The sequence below is a fragment of the Solicola gregarius genome (assembly GCF_025790165.1).
GTDB classification, from domain to species: Bacteria; Actinomycetota; Actinomycetes; order Propionibacteriales; family Nocardioidaceae; genus Solicola; species Solicola gregarius.
Genome location: NZ_CP094970.1, coordinates 4,489,665 through 4,506,927 on the forward strand (window position 1 = coordinate 4,489,665; position 17,263 = coordinate 4,506,927).

Sequence of the window (17,263 nt, forward strand, 5' to 3'; positions counted from 1 at the left end):
GACCGGCTCCGCGTCAACGGTCGGGCACCAGCACGACCCGAACGCCGGACGGCGCCCGCGTGGTCCAGACGTCGGTGACCTCAGACAGCGGCCGGACCTGCGTGTCTGCGGCGATGGTGCCGTCGGCGAGCATCGAGAACACGGCCGGGAGGATCTCCGATCTGATCCGGCCGAACGCCTCACGCGGAACGCTGCCGCCCCCTTGGCCCACCAGCTCGATGCCTGCGCTCCGCAAGGTCGCGGCCGGAAGCTCGATGGTGGCCCCGGCCATCTCCCCGATCTGCACGAAGCGTGTCCGGTGGAACCCGGCCGCCAGATCGTCGTTGGCGAGCGTACGAAGGACGTGCTCGGCCGGCTTGCCCCACAAGTAGTCCAGGACGACGTCGAACGGGTGCTCCGCATGGTGGCGCGCGAGCTGCGCCGCGACCGGCTCATCCGCGGGCCCGAGCTCGATCGTGGCATCGGCGCCGAGCTCGGAGATCCGCCCCAAGCGTTCGACGTTGCGTCCGGCAGCAACGACCTTGCCGGCACCGAACCTCCGCTTCGCCAACTGCACCGCGAGCGAACCAGTCACGCCGGTGCCGCCGAGAACCAACACCGACTGCCCCGTCCGAATCTGGCCCGCGTACTCGAGTGCGAACCACGCGGAGGCGGCCGCATTCGGCAGCGCGGCGGCCGACGCATCGTCGACAGAGTCGGGAATCGGCAGGGTCTGCTCAGGATCGACCAGCAGACGCTCGGCCATCGCCCCTCCGGGCGGCGTCGCTCCCGCGAACACCCGACGACCATCGGGCAGGGCCACAACCGCGTCATGCCCGAGCACGCAGGGCAAGGGCAGCCGTCCGCTACCGTAGTGCGACCCCGCGGCGAGCGCGCGCTCGATGTTCTTCACCGCCGCTGCGCGGACGTCGGCGACAACGAGACCGTCGGTGGGCACTGGTTCCTCGGCCTCGGCGTACCGAGGAGGCTGTCCGAGCTCCTCGAGCACTGCAGCCTTCATACGCCCTCCGCATGCGTTGGTTCCCGACGCAACCATAACGCCGCGGCGAGGCGACTAGCAGCGGTCGAGCATCTCCGACAGCGCCGCGACCTCGGCGTCGTCGACGGTCAGGTCGTACACGTACTTGGTATCGATCCACTCGCGCGAGTAGACGCACCACACGTTCTCGTTCTCCGGCTTCCACTCGGCAGGGTCGTCGTCACCTTTGCTCATGTTGCTGCTGGCGCTGACGGCGATCAGCTGAGAGTGGGTGATGTCGTTCGCGAACTCCTCGCGGTGGTCGGTCGTCCAGTCGTTCGCACCGGACTTCCAGGCCTCGGACAACGGCACGATGTGGTCGATGTGGACGTCCGACGGATCCGTGAACGTCTCGCTGTCGTACACGCTGTACCACGAACCGCTCGTCGGGTAGCAGTCGTCACCAACCGACACCCCGGAGCCGTCGCGCTTCAGCACGGTCTCGCGGGTGTCGCAGGTGCCCTCGACCGTGTGCCAGTGCGGGAACAGGTCCCGGTCGTAGTCGTCGCCACTGCCCGGGGTCGTGACCGTGAGCTCCGCGAGGTGCGCGCGCGCCGTCGCCTCGTCGGGCGGGTCGGGCGGGTACGCCGAGGCGCTGGTCGATCCGGAGAGCACCAGAGCGGCGAGGAGTACGAACGACATTGCGAGGAGACCGAGGACGCGGCGCATGTTCATGCCTCTGACCTTCCCCACGCGCGACGGCTGAAACGTACGACCCGATGAACGCAGGGTTGCGGACGACCGAGCCGATCCTGCGGTTTCCGGCACGGCATACGCTGGACGGGTGGCCAATCTCACCGTCGAAGAAGCCCGCGCCCGCGCGGATCTGATCACCGTCCAGGCGTACGACGTCCGGCTCGACCTCGACCAGGGTCCCGAGACGTTCGACTCGCGTACGACCATCCGGTTCGAGTCCGCGGCCGACTGTGAGACGTTCGTCGAGCTCTCGCCGGTCGAGGTGCACGAGCTCACGCTCGACGGCGCGCCCCTCGACCGACAGGCGCACGCCGACGGCAGGCTCCCGTTGCGGCTGACTGCGGGTACGCACGAGCTGATCGCACACACCACGATGGCGTACAGCAACGACGGCGAGGGCATCCACCGGGCCGTCGACCCGGTTGACGGCGAGCCGTACCTCCATGCGATGTCGTTCCTCGACGCCGCGCCACGCATCTTCTGCTGCTTCGACCAGCCCGACCTCAAGGCGCCCTACACCATGGCCGTACGCGCGCCGCTGCACTGGACGGTCGTCGGCAACGCGCGCGCAGAGCGCGATGGCGAAGGCAGGTGGCGCTTCGAGGAGACGAAGCCGCTCTCGACGTACTTCGTGACCCTCGTCGCCGGGCCGTACCACGTGCGTACGCGCGAGCACGACGGCATCCGACTCGGCCTGCTGGCCCGGCAGTCGCTCGCGCCGCATCTCGACAAGGACGCCGACGAGCTGTTCACCGTGACGGCTCAGTGCTTCGACGCCTACCACGAGATGTTCGGCATCCGTTATCCGTTCGGCGACTACTACCAGTGCTTCGTTCCGGAGTTCAACGCCGGCGCGATGGAGAACCCCGGCTGCGTGACGTTCCGCGACGACATGATCTTCCGCTCCCGCGTGACGGGCGCGGAGCGTGGCGGTCGCGCCCGGGTGATCGCGCACGAGATGGCACACCAGTGGTTCGGCGACCTGGTGACGATGCAGTGGTGGGACGACCTCTGGCTGAACGAGTCGTTCGCCGAGTACATGGCGTACCGCGTATGCGACGCGGCCACCGAGTTCACCGACAGCTGGGTCGACTTCGCCGGCGTACGAAAGCCGTGGGGGCTGCTGGCCGACCAGCGGCCGTCGACGCACCCCGTGGCCGGCAACGGCGCCCCCGACGGTGCGAGTGCGCTCGCGGACTTCGATGGCATCTCGTACGCCAAGGGCGCATCGGTGCTCAAGCAGCTCGCCGCCCACCTCGGCGACGAAGTGTTCCTCGGGGGCGTACGCGCGCACCTGACCCGGCACGCCTTCGGCAACGCCACGCTGCACGACCTGTTCGGCGCTTGGCGCGACGCCGGGGCAACGGATCTCGACGAGTGGGCGCGGGCGTGGCTCCGCACGGCGGGTGCGGACGTCATCCGGTTCGACCGGCGAAATATCACCGTCGAGTCACCCGACGGCACGGTACGACCACACACCTTCTCGGTCGGCACCCTCGGCGCAGGTGACGATGTCGTCACGACACAGGTCGCGCTGCGAGGTGGATCGCAGCAGGTCGAGAGCGGCGCCGACGAGCTGATCCTGCTCGACGTCCACGACGAGACGTGGGCCCGCTTCCGGCACGATCCGCAGACCGTGTCCGGGCTCGTCGACGCGTGGCCGCGGATCACCGACCCGGTCACGCGGGCGAGTGTGTGGCTGGGTCTGCGCGACTCGGTCGACGACGCCGACATCGACACCGGCCTTGCCGTGTCGCTCGTCGAGAGCGCGATCCCGCACGAGACCGAGGACATCACCGTGCAAGCCCTTGCCGGTTGGTCTCGGCGATCGCTTCTCGACCGCTACCTCAGCGATCCGCGTACGGCCCGCCAGCGCCTCAGCGGTGCGTACGGGCTGCGCCTCGACTCCGCACCGCCCGGATCGGCCCTCCAGCTCGCCGCGGCGCGTGGCTTCGTCACCCTCACCTCGGACGCCGACCTGTTGCAGCGTTGGATCTCCGGTGAGGCCCCGCACGGCCTGGCGATCGACGACGAGCTGCGCTGGACGGTCGTCACCCAGCTCGCCCGGTGGGGCGGCGTCGACGTCGACGCGATCGCGCGCGAGCTCGAGCGCGACCCGTCGAGCTCCGGGCGCATCCACGCGATCCGCGCCCGCGCTGCGCTACCCGATCCCGATGCGAAGACGGCCGCCTGGCACGACCTGACCAACGACACCGGCCTGTCCAACTACGAGATCTACGCGACGGCCGAGGGGTTCTGGTGGCCGGAACAGACCGCCCTGCACGCGCCGTACGTCGAGCGCTACTTCGCGGAGTTCCCGGCAACGCAGGGATTCCGCTCCGGTTGGGTCGTCGGCGAGTCCGCCAGGCTCGCGTTCCCGTCGGTCGCCGTCGAGGCACGTACGCTCACGCTTGCCGACGAGACCCTCACTCGAACCGATCTCCGGCCTGGCCTGCGCCGCAGCATCGCCGACGCCGCCGCCGATCTCGCGGGCGCGCTCGAGGTACGAAAGCGAGCGCGAGACTCGTGATGGCGCGCAGGCCGGGTCCGACCCGGCGAGTCCAGGTGCTCGAGATCGCCGGGTCGAAGACACTACGACACGAAGATCGGCTCGCGACCGAGGAGCCGCTGGAGATGCGTGTCGACGCTCCCGGGATGCCCGTCGAGCGGTTCGGCATCACGATGCGTACGCCCGGGCGCGACTTCGAGCTCACCGCCGGGCTGCTCTTCGCCGAAGGCGTGTACGCGGCCCGCGACGACGTCCGGTCGATCGCGTACTGCACCGACGCAGACCTCAGCGAGGACGAGGAGTTCAACGTCGTCACCCTGCACCTGAACACCACGCCGGCGACCGGCTGGCGGGCGCGTGACGTCTCGTCGGCATGCGGCGTGTGCGGCAAGGAGTCCGTGTCCGACGTTGCCGTCGCGGCGCGCCCGATCCGGTCCGACGTACGTGCCGACCCCGCGCTGATCGCCTCACTCCCCGACCGGCTGCGCGCTGAACAGCAGGTGTTCGCCACGACCGGCGGACTCCACGCCGCCGGGCTCTTCGACACCGGCGGCAAGGCCCTCGTGGTCCGCGAGGACGTCGGCCGCCACAACGCGGTCGACAAGGCGATCGGACACTGCGTTCTCGAACAGATCGACGTCGCCGCGGCGATACTCTGCGTGAGCGGGCGCGTCGCGTACGAGATCGTGCAGAAGGCCGCCGTCGCCGGCATCCCGCTCATCGCCGCCGTCGGCGCGCCGTCGTCGCTTGCCGTCGACGTCGCGAAGGAGGTAGGCATCGGCGTGATCGGGTTCGTACGCGACGGGCGCATGGTGGTCTACAGCCACCCCGAGCGTATTGCCCATGCTGACGTGAGCACTCGGTAGTCGGGTAGATATCGTCCTCGCATGGCTGACGTGGACCCGACCTTCACCGACCTCCCCCTGGAGCGGCTCGCCGACGCTGCGCTGCAGCGCGCGCGGGACTTCGGCGCGAGCCACGCAGACTTCCGGCTCGAGCGGCTCCGTTCGCAGACCGTCGCTCTGCGTGACGGCGCACTGGAGGGCGCGCACGACGGCGAGCAGCTCGGCATGTGCGTGCGAGTCATCGTCGACGGCACGTGGGGCTTCGCATCGACGTTCGAGCTGACCAACACGGCGGCGGTCCGAACGGCCGAGGAGGCCGTCCGTGTCGCGCACGTGTCGGCGCCTGTCAGCCCTGAGCGGGTCGAGCTCGCGCCGGAGCCAACGCACCGCCGCGCGGTCTGGGTGTCGTCGTACGACATCGACCCGCTCGGCGTACCCCTCGACGAGAAGGTCACGCTGCTCGGTGACTGGAGCCGCGACCTCGCCGCGGCGCCGGCGGTCGCACATGTGAGCGCTCATCTCGAGCAGTACGTCGAGAACAAGTTCTATGCCGACCTCTCGGGCACCAGCACGACTCAGCAGCGCGTGCGGCTCCATCCCGAGCTGGAGGTCTACGGCGAGCGCGACGGACGCATCGACGCGATGCGGACGATCGCCCCGCCGGTCGGCCGCGGGTGGGAGTACCTCACCGACGGCCGGTACGACTGGGCCGGCGAGCTCGCGGCACTGCCCGACCAGCTCGCCGAGAAGCTCGCGGCGCCGAGCGTGGAGCCCGGCACGTACGACGTGGTCATCGACCCGACCAACCTGTGGCTCACGATCCACGAGTCGATCGGGCATGCGACCGAACTCGACCGCGCGCTTGGCTACGAGGCGAACTTCGCGGGCACGTCGTTCGCGACGTACGACCAGCTCGGCACCCTGCAGTACGGCTCCCCCGTCATGCACGTGACCGGCGACCGTACCGTCGAGCACGGCCTGTCCACCGTCGGGTACGACGACGACGGAGTCGAGGCCCAGACATGGGACCTCATCCGCGACGGTGTGCTCGTCGGCTACCAGCTCGACCGCGCGATGGCTGGACTCAACGGCTTCGACCGCTCCAACGGCTGCGCGTTCGCCGACTCCCCCGCCCGCGTACCGATCCAGCGGATGGCGAACGTGTCGCTGCAGCCCGCGGCAGACGGCCCCGACACCGACGGGCTGATCGCCGACGTCGAGCGCGGCCTGTACATCGTCGGCGACAAGTCATGGTCGATCGACATGCAGCGCTACAACTTCCAGTTCACCGGCCAGCGGTTCTACCGGATCGAGGACGGCGAGCTGCGCGGTCAGGTTCGCGATGCCGCCTACCAGGCGACGACGACCGACTTCTGGCGCTCGATGTCGGCGGTCGGCGGTCCGCAGACCTGGCGCCTCTGCGGCGCGTTCAACTGCGGCAAGGCACAGCCGGCCCAGGTCGCGGCAGTGAGCCACGGCGCGCCGAGCGCGCTGTTCCGAGACGTATCAATCCTGAACACCCAGGCCGAGTCCGGACGATAGGAAGCACGCGATGGAGACGAACAAGCCGCAGGAGCTCGTCGAGCGCGGGCTCGAGCACTCGACCGCCGACGGGTGTGTCGTCATCGTCGACCGCTCGTCGACCGCGAACCTACGCTGGGCGAACAACAACTTGACGACGAACGGCGTGGCCCGCGACTCGACCGTGACGGTCGTCTCGACGGTCGCGGGCAGTACCGGGGTCGCCGCGGCGTCGCTGTCACGAAGTGCGTCCGCGGTCGACGAGGTGCGCGTGCTTGTCGACCGCGCCGATCGCGCCGCCCGCGATGCAGGGCCAGCCGAGGATGCAGCGCCGTTCGTGCCGGAGACCGTCGACGCCGCCTGGGCCGATGCCCCTGACACCACCTCCATCGAGGTCCTCGAGCCGCTCGCCAACGATCTCGGCGAGGCCTTCGGGCGCGCCCGTTCCGAGGGCAGGCGGCTGTTCGGCTACGCCGAGCACGACGTCACCACGACGTACGTCGGCTCGTCGAGCGGACTGCGCCGGCGACACGTTCAGCCGGGCGGACACATCGGCGTCACGGGCAAAGACGCTGACCAGCGTTCAGCCTGGGTCGGGCAGGCGACCCGCGACTTCGGCGACGTCGACGCGCTCGGGCTCGACGCCGACCTCGAACGCCGACTCGGCTGGGCGCAGCGCAGCGTGAGCCTCGACGCCGGACGCTACGACACGATCCTGCCGCCGACCGCGGTCGCCGACCTGCTGATCTACGCGTACTGGACCGCCGGTGCACGCGACGCTCTCGACGGGCAGACCGCCTTCGCGCGTCCGGGTGGCGGCACCCGGATCGGAGAGCGGCTGAGCGAACGTCCCGTGACGATGTACTCCGACCCGGCCGCGCCCGGTCTCGAGTGCAGTCCGTTCGTGACGGCGCACGCGTCGAGCTCGGATTCGTCGGTGTTCGACAACGGCCTCGCCCTGAGCCGCACCGACTGGATCGCCGATGGCGAGCTTCGCGCACTCCGCCAAACGAGGCACTCCGCCGTGCTCACCGAGCAGCCGGTGACACCGGGCATCGGCAACCTGTTGGTGGACGTCGGAGGTACGAGCACGCAGCCGGAGGCGCTCGCGGCGGGCATGGAGCGCGGGTTGCTGCTCACCTGCCTGTGGTACATCCGCGAGGTCGACGCTCAGAGCCTGCTGCTCACCGGGCTCACCCGCGACGGCGTCTACCTTGTCGAGAACGGCGAGATCACCGGGTCGGTGAACAACTTCCGCTTCAACGAGAGCCCGATCGACCTGCTCGCGCGATTCACCGACGCGAGCGCATCGGCGCCGTCGTTCAGCCGCGAGTGGGGCGACGAGTTTCTGCGTACGTCGACCCCGGCCCTGCGCGTACCGGACTTCAACATGAGCAGCGTCAGTCAAGCCAGCTGAGCGATCACGCCTCGGCCCGAACGCGCCGTGCTAGCGTGACAATTGGATCGTCGTCGGGACCTCGCGGTGCAGTCGGGTGTTGCAACCCAGAGCCGAGGAGGCCGACGTGTCCGGAAACAAGGCAGTTGCGTACCAGGAGCCCGGTGTCGTCGAGGTCATCGACACCGACTATCCGACGTTCGAGCTGAAAGACGGGCCGGGAGTCAATCCCGCCAATGTCGGCCGCAAGGTGCCCCATGGCGCAATCCTGCGTACCGTCACGACGAACATCTGCGGATCCGACCAGCATATGGTTCGTGGGCGTACGACTGCCCCTGCCGGACTCGTGCTCGGCCACGAGATCAGCGGCGAGGTCGTCGAGGTCGGATCGGACGTCGAGTTCACCAAGGTCGGCGACATCGTCTCCGTGCCGTTCAACATCTCCTGCGGACGATGCCGCAACTGCAAGGAGCGCAAGACCGGGATCTGCTTGAACGTCAACCCCGACCGTCCGGGTAGCGCGTATGGGTATGTCGACATGGGCGGCTGGGTCGGTGGACAGGCCGAGTACGTCTTGGTGCCGTATGCGGACTGGAATCTGCTGAGGTTCCCCGACCGCGAGCAGGCACTGGAGAAGATCATGGATCTCACCATGCTCTCCGACATCTTTCCGACCGGCTTCCACGGAGCGGTCACGGCCGGAGTCGAGGTCGGATCGACGGTCTACGTCGCCGGCGCCGGGCCCGTCGGCCTGGCCGCCGCCGCCGGCGCTCAGCTGCTCGGTGCCGCGGTCGTGATCGTCGGTGACATGAACGACGAGCGTCTCGCACAGGCGCGCAGCTTCGGGTGCGAAACCCTCAATGTCGGCGCCGGTGCACCCGAGGACCAGATCGAGCAGCTGCTCGGTGTCCCCGAGGTGGACGCGGCGGTCGATGCCGTCGGCTTCGAGGCTCGCGGCCACGGGGGTGGCGACCACGCAAAGGAGGCACCCGCAACGGTGCTCAACTCGCTGATGACGGTGACGGCCGCCGGTGGGGCGCTCGGCATTCCCGGCCTGTACGTGACCGGCGACCCCGGCGGCGTCGACGAGGCCGCGAAGGTCGGCTCGCTCTCGATCAGCATCGGCACCGGTTGGGCGAAGTCGCTGTCGTTCACGACCGGCCAGTGCCCGGTGATGAAGTACAACCGTCAGCTGATGATGGCGATCCTGCATGACAAGGTCGACATCGCGGGCGCCGTGAACGCGAAGGCGATCACGCTCGACGACGCGCCCCGAGGCTACGCCGAGTTCGATGCGGGCGCAGCGACGAAGTACGTCCTCAACCCGAACGGCTACGTCAAGAGCTGACCGCACGACTACTTCGCGGTGTACCTGCCCATGAGCTTGCCGTGCTTGATCGCGTGCTTGGAGACTGCCCGGAGCGCCCTCTTCAGCGGGGCGCCCCGCCGGAGTCCCGTCGCGTGGTCGAGCGCGTACAGCTTGAACCGGTAGCGATGGGTGCCGCTCGGCGGGCACGGCCCTCCGTACGCGGCGTCACCCCAGGAGTTCTTGGCCTGGACGCCGCCCTTCGGAACCTTGCCGATGCGGCTCCCCCGAGTGGACTTCGCGATGTCGAGGACGACCCAATGCGTCCAGGTGCCGCCGGGCGCATCGGGGTCGTCGACGACGAGCGCCAACTTCTTGGCCCGCTTCGGAATGTGCCGCCACTTCAGCGGCGGCGAGACGTCGGCACCGTCGCAGGTGTACTTCTTGGGGATCTTCGCCCCTTGGTGGAACGCCTTGCTCGTGACGGTGATCTGCTTCGCCCCCTTTGCTTCGGGCGATGCGCTCGGGGCGCTCCCCTGTGCGGAGACGGTGCCGGTCGTGAGCGCCAGTAGCGCGGCCGCGCCGACCGCGGACAAGCGTGCAGTGGTAGACATGGGCGTCAGCGTACTGCTGGTTCGTCTGCTCTGCCGGGGTAGTCGACGCGCGGATCGTACGGCAACCGCGTGTAGCAGAACGTGCCGATGTCGAGATGACTGACGCCGCCGTCGGCCCGGCGCACGACGCGCATCATCTCGGCGTTCTGGTATCCGGACAGCCCGCGGTAGCTGTCGGTGCCCGTCTGCTCGAACCGGAAACCGCCATCGCCCCCCAGCGGGGTCAGCGAGAGCCGCGCGCCGTCGGTCGTCATGCGGAACGGGCTGTTGCCCCAGTGCCACATACCGACCAGCTCGGCGTGTGCCTCGGGTACGGATGTCGTCGCTTCCCACTCGTCGGCGATCACTGGTTCGTGCGCGAGTGTGGTGTCGATCAGCTGCCGCGGCAGCGACTCGAGCTCGATCCCGTAGGCCGTGTTGGCGAGTACGATCGCGCCGACACGCGACTCCGGGTCGACGAACAGCGCCGCGAGGAATCCGGGCATGGAGCCCGTGTGTCCGATCAGCAGCCGCTCGCCCGTGCGCCCCAGTCGCAGACCGAGCCCGTACGCGCCGGCCAGCCGCTCGTCCGGGTCGGCCGAATGCGGTGTCGACATCGCCGTGAGCGCCGACCCCCCGAGCACGTCGGGACGACCGCCCAGCAACAGCGAACCCCATCGAGCGAGATCGTCGGCCGTGCTCCACAGCTGACCGGCCGGCGCCATCGCGCCGGTGTCCTGATGCGGCTCGGCAGTGAGCGTGCCGGTCAACGCGTCGACCGAGTAACCCTGCGCGTGCGGCGCCTCGGGAGCGTACGTGGTGCGGCTCATGCCGAGCGGCCGGAGCAGGCGTTCGTCGACCGCACTCATCCACGGCTGACCGCGACGCACCTCGACGACGCGGGCGAGTACGCCGAACGCGGTGTTGGAGTAGTGATAGCGCTCGGCGACCGGCAGCACTCGGGACGCGTCGGCATTGGCCTTCACCAGCTCGTCGTACGAGCCGCCGCGGCTGCGCTCCCACCAGGGACCCCGCGGCTCCGCGGGGATCCCCGCGCGATGCGAGAGCAGGTCGCGCAGAACTGCGTCGGCGAACGGCCCTTCGGGTACGTGCGCGCCGACTCGGTCGTTGAGGTCGAGCTCACCCTCGTCGCGCAGCTGCAGGATCAGTGCGGCGGTGAGCGTCTTCGTGATCGAGCCGATGCGGTACTGCGTGTCGTGGTCCGGGCGATCGTGCCCACCGGGGCGCACCGATGTGCCGCGCCCCGTCGACCAGACCAGCGAACCGTCACGGACAACACCGGCGACCAACGACGGCACCTTGCCCTCGGCCTGCGCCTCGGCGACGACCGCCTCCAGGTGCGGTCGGGTCGACTCCAGCAACGTCTACTCCTCGAAGGCGTCGGGCGGCGGGCAGGCGCAGACCAGGTTGCGGTCGCCGTACGCCTGGTCGATGCGGGCAACGGGTGGCCAGTACTTGTCCGGGTCGATTCCCGCCGGGAACGCACCGACCATCGGAGCGTACGGCCGCTTCCAGTCGTCGGCGAGGGCGCGGGTCGTATGGGGGGCGTTGCGCAGAGGGCTGTCATCGACCGACCACTCCCCCTTCTCGACGCAAGTGATCTCGCCCCGGATCGCGATCATCGCATCGCAGAACCTGTCGATCTCGGCGAGATCCTCCGACTCGGTCGGTTCGACCATGAGCGTGCCGGCGACCGGGAAGCTCATCGTCGGTGCGTGGAACCCGTAGTCGATCAATCGCTTCGCGACGTCGTCGACGCTGACGCCGCTGGACTTGGTCAGCTCGCGCAGGTCGAGGATGCACTCGTGCGCGACCAGCCCGCCCGGCCCTGTGTAGAGCACCGGGAAGTGTTCGTGGAGCCGCGTCGCGATGTAGTTCGCGGACAGTACTGCCACCGACGTCGCCTCTGCGAGTCCGGGGCCGCCCATCATCGCGACGTACGCCCAGGAGATCGGCAGGATGCCGGCCGAGCCGTACGGCGCCGCGCTCACGGCGCCGAGGCCCTCGCGCCTGCCGTCTCGTGGATCGAGGGAGTGCGATGGCAGGTGGTCGACCAGATGGGCCGCGACCGCGACCGGGCCGACACCTGGCCCACCGCCTCCATGCGGGATGCAGAACGTCTTGTGCAGGTTGAGATGTGAGACGTCGCCGCCGAACTCGCCGGGCTTGGCGTGGCCGAGCAGCGCATTCAGGTTGGCGCCGTCGACGTAGACCTGCCCGCCGTAGGAGTGCACGATGTCGCAGAGCGCGGAGATCTCCGGCTCGTACACGCCGTGGGTCGACGGGTACGTCACCATGATGGCGGCCAACCGATCGGCGTACTGCTCGCACTTGGCGCGCAGATCGTCGAGGTCGACGCTGCCGTGCTCCTCGGCCGCCACCACGACGACCTTCAGGCCGGCCATGACCGCCGACGCCGCGTTCGTGCCGTGTGCCGAGCTCGGGATCAGGCAGACGTCACGCTGCTCGTCGCCACGCGCGCGGTGGTAGTGCCGGATCGCGAGCAGGCCCGCGAGCTCGCCCTGCGAACCCGCGTTGGGCTGCAGCGAGACCGCGGCGTACCCGGTGATCTCCGCCAGCCACGACTCGAGCTCGTCGACGACCTCGAGCAGCCCGGCGGCGTCTCCGGCGGGTACGAAGGGGTGCAGGTCGGCGAAGCCCGGCCAGCTGATCGGCTCCATCTCGGCCGTCGCGTTGAGCTTCATCGTGCAGGAGCCGAGCGGGATCATGCCCCGGTCGAGTGCGTAGTCACGGTCACTCAGCCGCTTGAGGTACCGGAGCAGCTGCGTCTCGCTGCGATGCTCGGAGAACACCGGATGCGTCAGGAACTCGCTCTGGCGAACGAGGTCGGCGGGCACGGCGTCTTCGGTGACCGTGTCGAGGTCGTCGATGCTGCCGGCGTCGTCGGCGGCGAACGCCGACCAGACCTCCTCGACATGCCGCGACGTGGTGACCTCCGAGGTGCTCACCGCAACGGTGTCGGCGTCGACCTGCAGGACGTGGATGCCCGCCGCGCGGGCGGCCGCAACGGCCTGTCGCGCACGCCCGGGTACGCGGGCGGTCACCGTGTCGAAGAACGCGTCGTGCACGACCTCGATGCCCGAACGCCGCAGGCCCTCGGCGATCACCACGGCGTACCGATGCGTGCGCTTGGCGATCTGCCGCAGCCCGTCGGCGCCGTGGTACACGGCGTACATCGAAGCGACGACGGCGAGCAGCACCTGCGCGGTGCAGATGTTCGATGTCGCCCGGTCGCGTCGGATGTGCTGCTCGCGGGTCTGCAGGGCGAGCCGGTACGCGGGACGTCCCTCGGCATCGACCGAGACGCCGACGAGCCGCCCGGGCAGATGGCGCTCGAGTCCTTCGCGTACCGCCATGAAGCCGGCGTGCGGCCCGCCGTAGAACATCGGGACTCCGAAGCGCTGGGCCGAGCCGACGACCACGTCGGCCCCGAGCTCGCCCGGTGCCTCCAGCACGCACAGCGCCAGCGGGTCGGTGACCACGACGGCCAGCCCGCCATGGTCATGCGTCTGCTCGATCGCGCGACGCGGATCGGTGACCGCGCCGTCGGCGCGCGGATAGGCGATCAGTGCGCCGCACACGTCGGTGTCGATCGACTCGGTCGACAGGTCGGCCAGGGTCAGCTCGATGCCCATCGCCTCGGCGCGGGTTCGTACGACCTCGATCGTCTGCGGCAGGCAACCCGTGTCGACGACGAACGGCAGATCGGCCTTCGCGCGAACGGCACGCCGCGCGAGGGTCATCGCCTCGGCCGCGGCAGTCGCCTCGTCGAGCAGCGACGCGTTCGCCGTCGGCAGCCCCGCGAGGTCGGAGATCATGGTCTGGAAGTTCAGCAGCGCCTCGAGCCGTCCCTGGGAGATCTCCGGTTGGTACGGCGTGTAGGCGGTGTACCACGACGGGTCTTCGAGCACGTTGCGCCGGACGACGGCGGGCGTGATCGTCGGGTGGTAGCCGCGGCCCAGCATCGCGACGCCCGGACGGTTGCGCTCGGCCTTCGCCCGCAGCGCGGCGAGCGTCTCGCTCTCGCTCAAGGCGGCGGGCAGGTGGAGCGGCTCGCGGTCGGCGATACTCGCCGGAACGGCCGCCGCCATCAGCGCGTCGAGCGAGGCGTATCCGACGCGATCGAGCATGGTGCGTCGCTGCACCTCGTCCGGTCCGATGTGCCGACGCCGGAACGGCAGCGCGTTGTCGAGTTCGGTGAGTGATTGCCGGTCGGCCATCAGGATCTCCAAGCAGAGGCGTCGATGTGCTTACGCCTCCCCCTCTGTCACGTCGTGATGCGCTCCAGAGTTGCCTGGTACGTGTGGTCCGTGCGGCCTGAGAGGTTCCGGGGAGGAGTTGCCCCTTCGGCGCTGCGCAGACGCGCAGGCTCTCCCACACGTCATCGTCGGCTGCTCCAGGCTATCAGCCGACGCGCTTGGCGCGGCGCCGGGCGGCGAGCTCGTCGCCGGCGTGTTCGGCCGGCAGCTCGTCGGCGCGTTCGCTCGGGAGCTCCGACAGCGAGCCCTCGATCTCGCGCCAGACGCCGCCGATCGCGATGCCGAACACGCCCTGGCCGCCCTGCAGGAGGTCGATGACCTCGTCGGACGAGCGGCATTCGTACACGCTGGCGCCGTCGCTCATCAAGGTGACCTCGGTGAGGTCGTCGGTGCCGCGGTCGCGCAGGTGCGAGACGGCCGTACGGATCTGCTGCAGCGAGACCCCGGCGTCGAGAAGTCGCTTGATGATCTTCAGCAGCAGGATGTCGCGGAACGAGTAGAGGCGTTGCGTGCCGGACCCGCCCGCCGAGCGAACGGTCGGCTCGACCAGACCGGTGCGGGCCCAGTAGTCGAGCTGGCGGTACGTGATGCCCGCCGCGCTGCAGGCGGTCGGACCGCGGAAGCCGGTGTCGTCGGGCATCGGCGACAGATCGTCGTCGAACAGCAGACCCTGGTCGCCAGCTTCCTTGATCGCCTGCGCCTCGCGGGCTGCGTCGACCTTGTGTGTCGCCTCGTCGCCGTGGTTGCTCACGTACTCGCCTTCCGAAACCACAGATCACCGCTGTGGAGTTACAGCGCCGATGTTCCTCATTCAAGGTAGGCCGCTCGACCGGGTCGGTCAACGACCTCCTGCTCGTCCGGGCGTGTCGCCCGAACGCAACCCTCAACCTCAAGTTGAGGGTCAGGCTGCCGCGTCAGGACTCCTTCTCGAAGTCCTCCGGGCTGATCTGGTCGAGGAACTCACGGAACTTCTCGACCTCTGCCTCCTCCTCATCCGGTACGTTCACCGACGACTCGTCCAGGACGTCTTCGGCGCATACGATCCGGGAGCCGGTACGCAGCGCGAGCGCGATCGCATCGGAGGGTCGCGCGTCGACCTCGAGCCCGGACGAGAGCGCGAGCACGGCGTAGAACGTGTTCTCGGTGACCTCGGTGATGCGTACCTCGTCGAGCTCCTGCTCGAGCGCGCCGAGCAGGTCACGCATCAGATCGTGGGTCATCGGCCGGGGAGGCACGACTCCCTGCTGGGCGAATGCGATGGCGGTCGCCTCGACCGCACCGATCCAGATCGGGAGGTATCGCGCTCCCTCCACCTCACGCAGGAGGACCAGCGGCGTGTTGGACGGCATCTCCACGCGTACACCGACGACATCGAGCTCTCGCACGCTTCTCACCCTACTCTTGCCCGCGAACGGACACACGCGCTAATCGCGCTTCTGCAACCCGTGCTTGACGAGTGTCGTGTGGAGTCGTACGGACAGCGCCGCCAGCTCGCGGATGGTCTCCTCGGCGCGCGCTGTCGCGCTCGGATCGCCGGGGCGCTGTTGGGTCGAGACGATCTGCTCGAACAGACCGACCTCGCGGTCGGCCGCGGTCTTGAAGGCACGCAGGTGTCGGGGCTCGACTCCGTACGCGGCGAGCTCACCGACGGTCTTGGCGACCGCGACATCGACACCGTCGTAATGCTGATGGCTCGCCCGCGGGCGCATCAGGCCGAACTGCTCCATCGCATCGAGCAGGTCGGTGCCGATCTCGGCCGCCTCGAGCAGCTCGGCACGCGAGAGTCGGATCTCGTGTCGGCTCGGGCGGAACGAGTCGCCCGTCGGGTAGCCGTCATCGGACAGCACCACCTTCGGCACCGTCGGCGTGCCGACGTCCTCCGAACCCGACTGCGGTGTGAGGCCGCGATCCATCGCCTCGAGGTTCTTGCGGATCTCGCGCAGGGGGTAGAACCTGTCGCGCTGCATCGTCAGGACGTACCGCAGTCGCTCGACGTCGGCGGTCGAGAACTTGCGATACCCGGATGGGGTGCGTTCGGGTTCTACGAGACCCTCGGACTCGAGATAACGGATCTTGGAGACCGTGATGTCGGGAAAATCCGAACGCAGCTCCTGCAGCACGTCGCCGATGCTCATCCGATCGCGGGACGGCACCGCCTGAGTCACTGCCGGGTACCGCCCTGGGTGCTCGGGTAGTACACCAGCCGGTATTTGCCGATCTGCACCTCGTCGCCACCGGACAACAGCACCTCGTCGATGCGGTCGCGGTTGACGTACGTGCCGTTCAGGCTGCCGACGTCGGTGACCGTGAAGCCGCCGCCCTGCACGCGCGAGAAGACCGCGTGCCGACGCGAGACCGTGACGTCGTCGAGGAAGATGTCGCTGTCCGGGTGACGACCGGCCGTCACCTGGTCGGTGTCGAGCAGGAACCGCGAGCCCGCACTCGGCCCGCGCTGAACCAGCAGCAACGCACTGCCGCCGGGCAACGCCTCGAGCGCGGTCGCATCCTCCTCGGTGAGCTCGCCGGGCTTGCTCTCGAGATCCGCCCCCGCCTGTGGGATCGGAATCGTCGACGTGACCTCACTTGGGGACTCTGGCTCGCCAGACTCGTCCCGGCTTCCGCTGATATCAGCCATGGCGATCTCCTCCCGCTCCGGACTCTCAAGCCTCACTTGAGGTTGATACCTAGAACCTATCACTCGCCGAGTTGTGCTTCGTAGGCCTGCGCGTCCATCAATCCGTCGAGCTCGGCGCCCTCGGCGAGGCGCACCTTGAACAGCCAGCCCTCGCCGTACGCATCGCTGTTGACGAGCTCGGGACTACTCTCCAATGCCTCGTTGCGCGTCACGACCTCGCCGGCCACCGGAGCGAACAGATCGCTGACGGACTTCGTCGACTCCAGCTCTCCGATGACCGACCCCGGCTCCACCTGCTCGCCGGTCGCCGGCAGCGATACGTAAACGATGTCGCCGAGCTCGCCTTGCGCGTAGTCGGTGATGCCGATCGTCGCGGTGTCGCCGTCCACTCGTACCCACTCGTGGTCAGAGCTGTACTTGAGGTCGTCGGGGGTCACGGAGTC

At 69.0% G+C, this 17,263-nt stretch carries 15 protein-coding genes and 1 riboswitch; of the genes, 5 read left to right on the forward strand and 10 right to left on the reverse strand.

Translation table 11 applies throughout. The features are described 5' to 3' along the window. Window positions 1–13: 13 nt before the first annotated feature. The gene (locus L0C25_RS21895) at window positions 14–1,000 is read right to left on the reverse strand and encodes a quinone oxidoreductase family protein (protein WP_271633907.1); all 987 of its coding nucleotides are present in this window, start codon (window positions 998–1,000) and stop codon (window positions 14–16) included. Between the two features lie 54 nt (window positions 1,001–1,054). Beyond that, the gene (locus tag L0C25_RS21900; protein WP_271633908.1) at window positions 1,055–1,693 is read right to left on the reverse strand and encodes an HNH endonuclease family protein; all 639 of its coding nucleotides are present in this window, start codon (window positions 1,691–1,693) and stop codon (window positions 1,055–1,057) included. 109 nt (window positions 1,694–1,802) lie between these two features. On the opposite strand from L0C25_RS21900, the gene pepN reads away from it, so the two are divergent. From pepN to fdhA, 5 genes are all read left to right on the forward strand, one after another. Beyond that, a complete protein-coding gene (pepN, locus tag L0C25_RS21905; protein ID WP_271633909.1) occupies window positions 1,803–4,244 on the forward strand; it encodes an aminopeptidase N in 2,442 nt (813 codons plus the stop codon). Further along, complete coding sequence (gene fdhD / locus L0C25_RS21910) at window positions 4,244–5,089, forward strand: formate dehydrogenase accessory sulfurtransferase FdhD (protein ID WP_271633910.1); 846 nt, start codon at window positions 4,244–4,246, stop codon at window positions 5,087–5,089. Before pepN ends, fdhD begins: the two co-directional genes overlap by 1 nt. Window positions 5,090–5,110: 21 nt before the next feature. Further along, complete coding sequence (locus tag L0C25_RS21915; RefSeq protein ID WP_271633911.1) at window positions 5,111–6,610, forward strand: TldD/PmbA family protein; 1,500 nt, start codon at window positions 5,111–5,113, stop codon at window positions 6,608–6,610. Between the two features lie 10 nt (window positions 6,611–6,620). Further along, window positions 6,621–8,006, forward strand: coding sequence for a metallopeptidase TldD-related protein (locus L0C25_RS21920; RefSeq protein WP_271633913.1), 1,386 nt, complete (start codon window positions 6,621–6,623; stop codon window positions 8,004–8,006). Window positions 8,007–8,112: 106 nt separating this feature from the next. After that, complete coding sequence (gene fdhA, locus L0C25_RS21925) at window positions 8,113–9,333, forward strand: formaldehyde dehydrogenase, glutathione-independent (RefSeq protein ID WP_271633914.1); 1,221 nt, start codon at window positions 8,113–8,115, stop codon at window positions 9,331–9,333. An 8-nt stretch (window positions 9,334–9,341) separates the two neighbouring features. Here fdhA and L0C25_RS21930 read toward each other — a convergent pair whose 3' ends face one another. The 8 genes from L0C25_RS21930 to gcvH form a co-directional block, all read right to left on the reverse strand. Further along, complete coding sequence (locus tag L0C25_RS21930; RefSeq protein WP_271633915.1) at window positions 9,342–9,905, reverse strand: YbhB/YbcL family Raf kinase inhibitor-like protein; 564 nt, start codon at window positions 9,903–9,905, stop codon at window positions 9,342–9,344. A 5-nt stretch (window positions 9,906–9,910) separates the two neighbouring features. After that, complete coding sequence (locus L0C25_RS21935; protein ID WP_271633916.1) at window positions 9,911–11,266, reverse strand: serine hydrolase domain-containing protein; 1,356 nt, start codon at window positions 11,264–11,266, stop codon at window positions 9,911–9,913. A 3-nt stretch (window positions 11,267–11,269) separates the two neighbouring features. After that, the gene (gene gcvP, locus L0C25_RS21940; protein ID WP_271633917.1) at window positions 11,270–14,146 is read right to left on the reverse strand and encodes an aminomethyl-transferring glycine dehydrogenase; all 2,877 of its coding nucleotides are present in this window, start codon (window positions 14,144–14,146) and stop codon (window positions 11,270–11,272) included. Between the two features lie 74 nt (window positions 14,147–14,220). After that, window positions 14,221–14,313, reverse strand: a riboswitch (glycine riboswitch). A gap of 17 nt (window positions 14,314–14,330) precedes the next feature. Next, window positions 14,331–14,876, reverse strand: coding sequence for a MerR family transcriptional regulator (locus L0C25_RS21945; RefSeq protein ID WP_271636875.1), 546 nt, complete (start codon window positions 14,874–14,876; stop codon window positions 14,331–14,333). 223 nt (window positions 14,877–15,099) lie between these two features. Next, on the reverse strand, window positions 15,100–15,570 hold the full coding sequence (locus L0C25_RS21950; protein WP_271633918.1) for a bifunctional nuclease family protein: 471 nt from the start codon (window positions 15,568–15,570) through the stop codon (window positions 15,100–15,102). Window positions 15,571–15,609: 39 nt separating this feature from the next. Then, window positions 15,610–16,338 carry a transcriptional regulator FtsR gene (gene ftsR / locus L0C25_RS21955; protein ID WP_271633919.1) on the reverse strand — a complete coding sequence of 243 codons (729 nt, stop codon included), beginning with the start codon at window positions 16,336–16,338 and terminating at the stop codon, window positions 15,610–15,612. Between the two features lie 8 nt (window positions 16,339–16,346). Beyond that, a complete protein-coding gene (locus L0C25_RS21960) occupies window positions 16,347–16,820 on the reverse strand; it encodes an FHA domain-containing protein (protein WP_271633920.1) in 474 nt (157 codons plus the stop codon). A 59-nt stretch (window positions 16,821–16,879) separates the two neighbouring features. Then, window positions 16,880–17,257, reverse strand: coding sequence for a glycine cleavage system protein GcvH (gene gcvH, locus L0C25_RS21965; protein ID WP_271633921.1), 378 nt, complete (start codon window positions 17,255–17,257; stop codon window positions 16,880–16,882). Window positions 17,258–17,263: the final 6 nt, after the last annotated feature.